At 47.4% G+C, this 9,651-nt stretch carries 7 protein-coding genes and 1 riboswitch; of the genes, 2 read left to right on the top strand and 5 right to left on the bottom strand.

The genetic code is table 11. The features are described 5' to 3' along the window. Nucleotides 1-542: 542 nt before the first annotated feature. Nucleotides 543-1,019 carry a transcription elongation factor GreB gene (gene greB / locus AC6R05_RS02525; protein ID WP_032551124.1) on the bottom strand — a complete coding sequence of 159 codons (477 nt, stop codon included), beginning with the start codon at nt 1,017-1,019 and terminating at the stop codon, nt 543-545. Nucleotides 1,020-1,180: 161 nt separating this feature from the next. Here greB and ompR point away from each other — a divergent pair, with 161 nt between their 5' ends. Next, on the top strand, nt 1,181-1,900 hold the full coding sequence (ompR, locus tag AC6R05_RS02520) for an osmolarity response regulator transcription factor OmpR (RefSeq protein ID WP_032551125.1): 720 nt from the start codon (nt 1,181-1,183) through the stop codon (nt 1,898-1,900). Between the two features lie 147 nt (nt 1,901-2,047). Beyond that, nucleotides 2,048-3,346 (top strand): two-component system sensor histidine kinase EnvZ, encoded by a 1,299-nt coding sequence (envZ, locus tag AC6R05_RS02515; RefSeq protein WP_331439725.1) that lies wholly within the window; start codon nt 2,048-2,050, stop codon nt 3,344-3,346. A 296-nt stretch (nt 3,347-3,642) separates the two neighbouring features. Here envZ and recG read toward each other — a convergent pair whose 3' ends face one another. From recG to gmk, 4 genes are all read right to left on the bottom strand, one after another. Continuing rightward, entirely contained in the window at nt 3,643-5,721 is a 2,079-nt protein-coding gene (gene recG / locus AC6R05_RS02510) for an ATP-dependent DNA helicase RecG (RefSeq protein WP_500646504.1), read from the bottom strand. Between the two features lie 324 nt (nt 5,722-6,045). Beyond that, nucleotides 6,046-8,169, bottom strand: a complete 2,124-nt coding sequence (spoT, locus tag AC6R05_RS02505) for a bifunctional GTP diphosphokinase/guanosine-3',5'-bis pyrophosphate 3'-pyrophosphohydrolase (RefSeq protein ID WP_032551128.1) — start codon at nt 8,167-8,169, stop codon at nt 6,046-6,048. 59 nt (nt 8,170-8,228) lie between these two features. After that, nucleotides 8,229-8,501: a DNA-directed RNA polymerase subunit omega gene (gene rpoZ, locus AC6R05_RS02500; RefSeq protein ID WP_004741437.1), complete on the bottom strand. Its 273-nt coding sequence runs from the start codon at nt 8,499-8,501 to the stop codon at nt 8,229-8,231. A gap of 116 nt (nt 8,502-8,617) precedes the next feature. Beyond that, nucleotides 8,618-9,241, bottom strand: a complete 624-nt coding sequence (gene gmk / locus AC6R05_RS02495; RefSeq protein ID WP_500646503.1) for a guanylate kinase — start codon at nt 9,239-9,241, stop codon at nt 8,618-8,620. 303 nt (nt 9,242-9,544) lie between these two features. Continuing rightward, nucleotides 9,545-9,644: riboswitch (purine riboswitch) on the top strand. Nucleotides 9,645-9,651: the final 7 nt, after the last annotated feature.

Below are 9,651 nucleotides of genomic sequence, written 5' to 3'. Positions count from 1 at the left end.
AGTGATGTGCGACTAAATCACTTTGTGCATGCTGTTTTTACTGTGCATGACTGTAACTAGTTGATATTTAAAGATTGTAATTGCGATGTGATCGATGTCATATCATTTTTTTGTTGGCAGATATCTGGGATGCCATCGGATTTCGCGTAATATTTAACTTGTCGACAGGGAGTTGGCAGGAACAGGAAAAAGCCTAACGGATTAGGTATCTTCAGGATGAAGATTTGATTGCTTAGGATGAGTGGTCAGCAAGGATGTAAAACACTGATTGAGTTTGATGTGGCTAGGATGGTTACTGATGCTGATGAAAGTGAATGTCTCTGGATGAGATTAGCCCGTCAGGATGATAGGCAAGCATGGACACCGCTAGGATGGCGATGACAAAAGGAAATCGGTTAAAGGATTTAGCCAATATCAAGGAAAGATGCAGGGAGCACCTTATCTCAATGAGATAAATAGTGGCAGGAAGGCTACGAAAGAACTTAACCCCGTAGGGCGCAAGCCTCACGGGGTTTCCTTTTATCTAGAGCCTTGAAAAGTTTCTATGGTGTGTAGCGAATCGCATTCACAAACCACTCTTTGTCGCCCTCTGGGGTACGCACCGTGAACTCATCATCCACTTCTTTCTTGAGCAGGGCTCGTGCCATCGGTGAGTCAATCGAGACATAGTCTTTGACACCGCCATAGATCTCATCTGGCCCAACAATACGAAATGACTTGGTATCGCCGTCGTCATTCTCTATCTCAACCCAAGCACCAAAAAACACTTTGCCTTCTTGCTGTGGGGAGTAGTCGACAACCTTTACTTGGTCGAGTCGTTTTCTTAAATAGCGAACGCGGCGATCGATCTCACGTAGGCGTTTTTTATTGTACTGATAGTCTGCATTTTCACTGCGATCACCGAGGCTCGCTGCCCAAGTTACTTTCTTGGTCACTTCAGGGCGATCTTCTCGCCATAGGAAATTCAGCTCTTTTGTGAGTTTTTCATAACCCTCACGAGTAATTAAGTTTGTTTTCATAACTCTGACTTAGTGAAATCATGTTCTAAGATAGAATATATAGAAAGGCAACATACGTTAACAATTCTTTAGGCGACATTTTCTCCAAGAATGTTACATTTTCAATGTCTAAAAAGAATACTTAATCTTCAAGTTTGAGTTTTAATAGGTGGAACCATTACATGCAAGAAAACTACAAAATTTTAGTGGTCGATGACGATGCGCGCCTTCGTGCATTGCTGGAACGCTACTTGTCTGAGCAAGGCTTTCAAGTGCGTAGCGTGGCAAACAGTGAGCAGATGGACCGCCTGTTAACCCGTGAAAACTTCCACTTGATGGTGCTGGACTTAATGTTACCGGGCGAAGATGGCCTCTCAATCTGCCGTCGTCTACGTAACGCCAATAACATGTTGCCTATCCTGATGCTGACCGCTAAGGGTGATGAAGTGGATCGCATTGTTGGCCTAGAAGTGGGTGCCGATGATTACCTACCTAAGCCATTTAACCCTCGTGAGCTACTGGCGCGCATTAAAGCAGTACTGCGTCGTCAAGTGATTGAAGCGCCGGGGGCACCAAGCACAGAAGAGTCTGTGGTTGAGTTCGGTGAATTCCGTTTGAATCTCGGTACACGTGAGATGTTCCGAGGTGAAGAGCCAATGCCTCTCACTTCAGGTGAGTTCGCGGTATTGAAGTCTCTAGTCACCAATGCGCGTGAGCCAATGTCTCGCGATAAGCTGATGAACATGGCTCGTGGCCGTGAGTATTCTGCGATGGAGCGTTCTATCGACGTTCAGATCTCTCGCCTGCGTCGCCTTGTTGAAGAAGATCCAAGTAAGCCACGCTACATCCAAACGGTGTGGGGCTTAGGTTACGTGTTCGTTCCTGATGGAAAAGCAGTGTAACTCTATCAGTCACCATCGTGATTGAAATGTGATTGTTATCGGGTCATCTCATAATTATGTGATGGCCCGTTTTCTATTCAGAACAATGGTTTAGAGTTATAGTTTCTATTATGTCTCTGTTTCTCTACCTTTCACTTTAGGTTTTCTATGCGTATACGTAGCTCCTTTACTCAATCTATCGTTCTCTTCTTAACCTTATTGGTTGCTAGCCAAATATTCTCTTACTACGCGGTGTTTAATTACGCCTTGATGCCGAGTTTGCAGCAGTTCAATAAGATCTTGGCGCATGAGCTGAACTTGGTTTTAGACGAAGGTGATCTTGATATTGAGATGGACGCACCGCTGCGTCAGCGTGTACTTGAGCAGCTTGGGGTAACGGTTCACACCAAAGACAGTGAAACGGCGGGTGAGTTTTACCATGCTGTAGCGATTGATCTGATGAGTGAAGAGATGACCAAGGAGCTTGGTTCAGAGACCGAGGTGAGGCTGATCTTAGGTGCTGAGAGCTATGTACTTTGGATGGATATAGCGCAGCTGCCCAACTCGTTGATTCGAATCCCGCTATCTGAGCTACAAGAAGAAGATTTTGCACCGCTGTTTCGCAATAGCTTGATAATGGCGCTGTTGATCATTGCTGGCGGTTGGCTGTTTATCCGTTTACAGAACCGTCCTTTGATTGCGTTAGAGAAAGCTGCCAAAGGGGTGGGGCGTGGTGATATTCCACCGCCTCTGCCAGTTCAAGGCGCACAAGAGATTCGCTCGGTAACTCGCGCCTTTAACCAGATGTCGAAAGGCATCCAAGAGCTTGAGGAAGACAGGGCGCTATTGATGGCGGGGATCAGTCATGACCTGCGTACGCCATTGACCCGTATTCGTTTAGCGACGGAGATGATGTCACCAGAAGACAGCTACTTAGCCGAAGGCATTATCAGTGATACGGAAGAGTGTAATGAGATCATCAGCCAATTTATGGATTACCTAAAACCTGTTGACCGTAATTCCTTCCAAGCGGTGTTCCTAGAAGATATTGCTGGTGAGGTGGCGAGCTCCGAGGGTGGCTATGAGGTAGAAATTGAAACTGACCTCGCTTCTAACATGAAACCCGCTTTGGGTAACCCAATTGCCATTAAGCGCGCAATCAGCAACTTGGTGGTTAACGCTCTGCGTTACGGTAATGGTTGGGTCAAAGTCACCACTGGCATGACCGCCGACAACAAGCTGGCTTGGGTAACGGTAGAAGATAATGGCCCCGGTATTCCTCAAGATCAGATCAGTAAGCTGTTTGAACCCTTCACTCGAGGCGATACCGCGCGTGGTAGTGAAGGTACAGGCTTAGGTTTGGCGATTGTGAAGCGTATTGTCAGCCAACATCAGGGTGCTGTGGTGGTGAACAACCGCAGCCAAGGTGGTTTGAAAGCGCAGATCAGCTTCCCAGTTAAGTCATAGGCCTTCGTGAGCGTCGGGGGCGGCTATAGATCCCCGACTCGGTCATTCTTCCCTCTCGAGGATGACGGTGTAATGAGTTTTGAAGCTTTTTCCTGTTGGGTTGAATTGACGCGAGAGACAGAGTGAAGTTGGTGGCAGCCATCGGGTTACAAGACGCGTATCTGCTCTTTACGTCATTCCCTATTGCGAGGGACGAGCGAGTAGGGAATCTCGCTCTTAGTTGTTTTTCGAAAGGGTTCATATGCAAAAGGCTTCCATACGGAAGCCTTTTTAGTTCAATCAATTATCAGCAGTCACTACGCCTTAGAGTAAACATCACGCTCACCCAGCCAGCGATTGATGATCGCCTTGGCGTTGTCTGGGTAGCTATCATGGATATGGCGCGCGATACGCTGCACTTCAGGGATTAAACGCTGGTCACGTACCAAATCGGCAATCTTAAAGTCTGCCAAGCCAGTCTGTTTAGTACCAAGCAACTCACCCGGTCCACGGATCTCCAAGTCTCGTTGAGCAATCACAAAGCCATCATTACTCTCACGTAGCACACCTAAGCGCTTCTGAGCAGTCTTAGACAGTGGTGAGTGATACAGCAACACACAATGGCTTGCGACCGAACCACGGCCAACACGGCCACGTAATTGGTGCAGTTGAGCTAGGCCAAGACGCTCTGGGTTCTCGATGATCATTAAGCTTGAGTTTGGTACATCCACACCTACTTCAATCACGGTTGTCGCGACCAATAGGTGTAGTTTGTTCTCTTTGAACTCCTGCATCACCGCTTGCTTCTCGGCTGGCTTCATTCGGCCATGCACTAAGCCAATTTTCACATCGGGTAGTTTGCGTTGTAGCTCCTCTGCAGTGTCAGCAGCGGCTTGCGCTTCCAACACTTCGGACTCATCAATCAGCGTACACACCCAGTAGGCCTGTTTGCCCTCGTTAAGACACGCATTACGCACACGCTCGACAATATCGTCACGCTTGGTATCTGGAATAGCAACGGTTTGAATGGGTGTTCGACCCGGTGGCAGCTCATCAATAATCGAGGTTTCTAAATCGGCATAGGCCGTCATCGCCAGAGTTCGCGGAATCGGTGTCGCTGTCATCACCAGTTGGTGTGGATAATGACCTTGCTTAGCGCCTTTTTCACGCAGCTCTAGCCGCTGGTGGACACCAAATCGGTGTTGCTCATCAATGATCACTAGGCCTAGGTTCTTAAACTCGACGTGTTCTTGGAATAGGGCATGTGTACCCACCACCATTTGCGCTTCGCCACTGGCAATGCGTTCAAGTTCTTTCTCTTTGGCTTTGCCTTTGAGCTTACCGGCCAGCCAACCGACTTGAATACCCATGCTCTCAAACCAATTAGCAAAGTTGATTGAGTGCTGCTCTGCCAGAAGCTCAGTTGGAGCCATTAGCGCGACTTGTTGGCCGTGCTCTAAAGCGCGAACGGCGGCGAGGGCGGCAACTAGCGTTTTACCTGACCCTACATCACCTTGTACTAAGCGCATCATAGGGTGTGGCTTCTCAAGATCGCCCTCAATCTCTTTTACCACGCGTGCTTGTGCATTGGTTGGAGAGAAGGGCAGTTGAGCCAGTAGTTTTTCTTTGAGTGTATGCACTGGCGGCAGTGGGATCGCGTTGTCTTGTTGCCCCTTGCTGCGAACCGATAGCATTGATAGGTTTTGTGCGAGCAGCTCTTCCATGATCAAACGCAGTTGAGCTGGATGCTTACCTTCATCAAATAGCTCAAGGTCGATCCCCGGTGGTGGTCTATGGATGGTATGTAGCGCCTGAGCTAGCGTAATTTGGTGATCGTATAAGCCAGAAGGTAACAGCTCATTGACTGCAGCCTTATCGATAAGCTCCAGTGCTTGGTCGGTAAGGTTACGCAGCGTGACTTGTCTTAGACCATCTGTGGTTGGGTAAACCGGCGTCAGGGTTGCTTCAACGTCAGGTTGCTGCCTTGGAGCAAAGAACTTGTAGTCTGGGTGGACGATTTCTAAACCCATACCGCCACGCTTGATCTCTCCGTAGGCATGAACCTGTTTGCCTTCAGTAAAATTATTTTTCATCCCTGCTGTGAAGTTGAAAAAGCGCAGAGTGATGGTGCCATTACCGTCGCTGATTTTGACCGCCAGCATTTTGCGCTTGCCGAAAATAGTATCGACACTCATCACTTTGCCTTGCACTGCTGCCCAGATCCCCGCATGCAATTTTGCAATCGGGTAGATACGTGTGCGATCTTCATAGCGTAGCGGCAAGTGGAACAGCAGGTCTTGTACGTTGTTCAATCCAACCTTTGCCAGTTTCTCGGCAACCTTAGCGCCCACTCCAGACAGAGAGTTAAGAGGAATAGCAGATAAAAGCTGTGACATAACAAGGCTCACGACGGTAATAGATATCGTCTATTCAAGCATTTTACTGGATTTTTGTACAGGCTGGATTATGGATGAAAGGCAGATACGGGATGAGGGTCAGCGAGATGAGAAAGGATGAGAGCAGATGCGAGATTCGAGTAAGCGGGATGCGAAGAGATTAAGAGCAGGTGCGGGATTCGAGTAAACGAGATATGAAAAGGATAGAGCAGTACAAAAAATTAAAGCAGACTCGACATACGAAAAGTGGAGTTGTGAAAAGCTTTGGCTCTTCGTATCACGACATTCGTATCTCTCATCTGCTTTATCTATCTGCTTTTCTAGCTAGTTCTTACGACGTCTTACCTTCAGCGCATGTGGCATAACACGCAGCTTCTTCATAATGCTCGCAAGATGCACACGATCTTTGGTGGTCAGCAAGATTGTCACTGTGTATAGGCGCCCATCACGTTCTTCTGTCGAGATACCGTGAATGTTTGAGCCTGTTTTTGAGATAACATTGGTTAGCTCGGCCAGTGCACCTTGGTGGTTCTGAAGGTCGACTTGAAGCTCTGCTGTGAACTCTTGGTCGTAATCGTCAGACCATTCCACCGCCATGTACTTGTCTGGTTCTTTTTGGTAACCACGAACGTTTGGACACGTTTCACGGTGAACCACAAGGCCACGACCTGGAGATACATGGGCAATGATGTGATCGTCTGGGATCGGGTGACAACAGTTGGCAAATGTCAGCAATAGACCTTCAGCGCCACGGATAGGCAGCTTCTTCTTCGGTGTATCGCTGTCGTTGTTCACTTCTGTCAGCTCGTCCGCATCACCCAGTAGACGACGGGCAATCACGATACTCATCAGCTCACCTAGACCGATCGAAGCCAGTAGGTCTTCAATCGACTCTAAGCGCAGATCAGATAGAACATGATCGACATTCTCTTGAGCGATATCGCCAATTGAGTGTTCACCCAGTGCATGGTTAAGTAGGCGGCGCCCTAGGGTTACCGACTCTTCACGACGCATGGTCTTAAGAACCTGACGAATCTTGGTACGAGCGCGAGAAGTCACCACATAGTTAAGCCATGCCGCATTCGGGCGAGCACCTGGTGCGCTGATGATTTCGATCGTCTGACCGTTCTTCAGGGCTTTGCTTAGTGGGTACGGGTTCATGTCTACACGTGCGCCAACACACATATTACCAACGTCAGTATGTACTGCGTAAGCGAAGTCGACGGCTGTTGCGCCTGCTGGCAGCTCAACGATACGACCTTTCGGTGTGAAGACGAAAATCTCATCAGGGAATAGATCAGACTTAACGTTCTCGATGAATTCGAACGAGTTACCGGCACTTTGTTGAAGCTCAAGTAGGCTCTGCATCCAACGCTGAGCTTTCACTTGCGCGGTCGTGCCATTGCTACGAGTACCATTGCCTTTGTAAGACCAGTGCGCCGCTACACCTTTATCTGCCATTTGGTCCATGTCTTCTGTACGAATTTGTACTTCAACAGGAACGCCGTGAGGGCCGATCATAGAGGTATGCAGAGATTGATAGCCGTTGGCTTTCGGTACTGCGATGTAGTCTTTCATGCGACCGGGACGAGGCTTATACAAGCTATGAGCCTGACCTAGAGCACGGTAACAGGTGTCTGGAGTGTCTACCACGACGCGGAATGCGTAGATATCCATAATGGTGTGGAAGCGCTGCTCTTTGGTTTTCATCTTGTTGTAGATGGAGAACAAGTTCTTTTCACGACCAAATACGCGAGCAGGTAAGCCAACCTCTTCGAGGCGACCTTCAATCTCGCTATGGATACGTTGGATCATCTCTTTGCGGTTACCACGAGCGGCTTTCACCACTTCTTTAAGAACTCGGTAACGGTTTGGATAAAGGGCTTCAAAGCCAAGTTCTTCTAGTTCAGTCTTGATGTTATGAATACCAAGACGGTGAGCAAGAGGAGAGTAGATCTCTAGAGTTTCACGTGCAATACGACGCTTTTTGTCTGGGCGAAGTGCCCCGAGCGTGCGCATGTTGTGTGTTCGGTCTGCTAATTTGATCAAGATAACGCGGATGTCTTGCACCATTGCGAGAACCATTTTACGGAAGTTCTCTGCTTGCGCTTCTTTGCGATCACGAAACTTAAGCTTATCCAGCTTAGAAACACCATCAACAAGCTCCGCCACTGTGTTACCAAACTGCGCTTCTAACTCTTCTTTTGTAACTTCAGTATCTTCAATTACATCGTGGAGTAGGGCTGCTTGGAGTGTTTCGATATCAAGGCGCATTTCAGCTAGGATACGTGAAACAGCAACAGGGTGGATAATGTATGGTTCACCGCTTGAGCGGGTTTGCCCTTCATGGGCATCTCTCGCTACCACATAAGATTGACGCAGAGCCTCAATTTGAGGCTCTGTTAGGTATTCTTGGGCAACGTCTTTGAGGCTATCGAATAGATACAAATTAAAGGCCCGGAAGGTTAATTAGTTCGAATAACAATGACGCTTTTTGCGAATAAGAGTTAACGAGAGTGAGCGATGCTGCTTACTGCTGCAAGCTCAGCTGCTTCTTGCTCTTGTTGCTCTTGACGCTCACGAGCATCTAGTACGTCTTTAGTGATAAGACCTTCTTCGATTTCACGAAGTGCGATAACCGTTGGCTTATCGTTTTCTTCAGGCACTAGTGAATCTTTACCGCCAGTTTGCATTTGACGAGCGCGGCGAGCCGCAATAAGAACTAGGTCGAAACGGTTGCCAACTTTTTCAACAGCGTCTTGAACAGTTACGCGTGCCATGAGGACTCCAAATAGTTAACTAATAAATTTTGAATGACGAGAAAGTATACAAGCTTAATTAGTGACTTTCTAGATCACCGTATACTTATCTCAATGGAAAATCTAGCCTTGCTAGACTATTCCGCCAGTAGAGCGGTAAGCATGCCGCTGTATTTTGCTGCTTGCTTATCTTCTTTTAAGCGCTCCGCACGGATGATAGCTCTGAAGTCCATAAGGGCTGCATCAAAGTCATCATTCACGATCACATAGTCATACTCATTATAATGAGAGATTTCTGACTTCGCTTCGCTCATGCGTTTCGCAATAACTTCTGCACTATCTTGACCACGAACATTCAGACGACGCTCTAGCTCACCATTTGATGGTGGCAGAATGAATACACTCTTCGCTCGAGGCATCTGTTCGCGGATCTGACGAGCACCTTGCCAGTCGATATCTAAGAACACGTCGATACCGCGCTCTAGGTTCTCTTCAATCCATACGCGAGAGGTACCGTAGTAGTTACCAAACACTTCTGCATACTCTAAGAACTCACCTTTACCGATAAGGTCTTCGAAGTGATGCTTTTCAACGAAGTGGTAATGAACACCATTCTCTTCACCAGGGCGCATACCGCGAGTGGTGTGTGAAACAGATACCTTCATTGCGTAGGTTGGATTGGTTTCTAGCATTGCTGAGATCAAGCTCGATTTACCTGCGCCACTAGGTGCAGATACGATGTAAAGAGTACCTTTGCCCATCTGTATGTTTCCACTGTTGGTTGGATTGAGTGAAGATGTTGCTCTTCACTATAAAAGATAGCACTGACCGAACTCTTGCTCACCTCTGCTGTGCACAGTGTACACGCAATGTGGTGAAAATTAGGTCAGAAAAATGGAGGCGAAGAGTAGCATATTTCAATGATTCAGAACAACTGGCTTGATCGTTATTTATTGGCAAATGATCTTCTCAAGGATCTTTCTAGAAATGCGATAAGTGGCTATTGGTACTTTTTTATGTGATCTAGACAAAATTTGTTGAAGTTTTAATCTTAACCCTTACAATCCGCGCAAACGATTAAATGCTGTATATATCTAGTGATATGGACTAGATGTTTCTACTACCGAGCCTATCTTGGTGACTACAGTTTTTAGTGCAGAAACCTCTCTTT

The sequence above is a fragment of the Vibrio sp. R11-SG3-ISO9 genome (assembly GCF_059834255.1).
The sequence above is the reverse complement of the archived record's forward strand: the minus strand, read 5'-3'. Positions and strand labels throughout refer to the sequence as shown.

Excerpts from the sequence above, each read along its gene's own strand:
- greB (WP_032551124.1), bottom strand. The coding sequence starts at position 1,019 with ATGAAAACAAACTTAATTACTCGTGAGGGTTATGAAAAACTCACAAAA.
- ompR (WP_032551125.1), top strand. The coding sequence starts at position 1,181 with ATGCAAGAAAACTACAAAATTTTAGTGGTCGATGACGATGCGCGCCTT.
- envZ (WP_331439725.1), top strand. The coding sequence starts at position 2,048 with ATGCGTATACGTAGCTCCTTTACTCAATCTATCGTTCTCTTCTTAACC.
- recG (WP_500646504.1), bottom strand. The coding sequence starts at position 5,721 with ATGTCACAGCTTTTATCTGCTATTCCTCTTAACTCTCTGTCTGGAGTG.
- rpoZ (WP_004741437.1), bottom strand. The coding sequence starts at position 8,501 with ATGGCACGCGTAACTGTTCAAGACGCTGTTGAAAAAGTTGGCAACCGT.
- gmk (WP_500646503.1), bottom strand. The coding sequence starts at position 9,241 with ATGGGCAAAGGTACTCTTTACATCGTATCTGCACCTAGTGGCGCAGGT.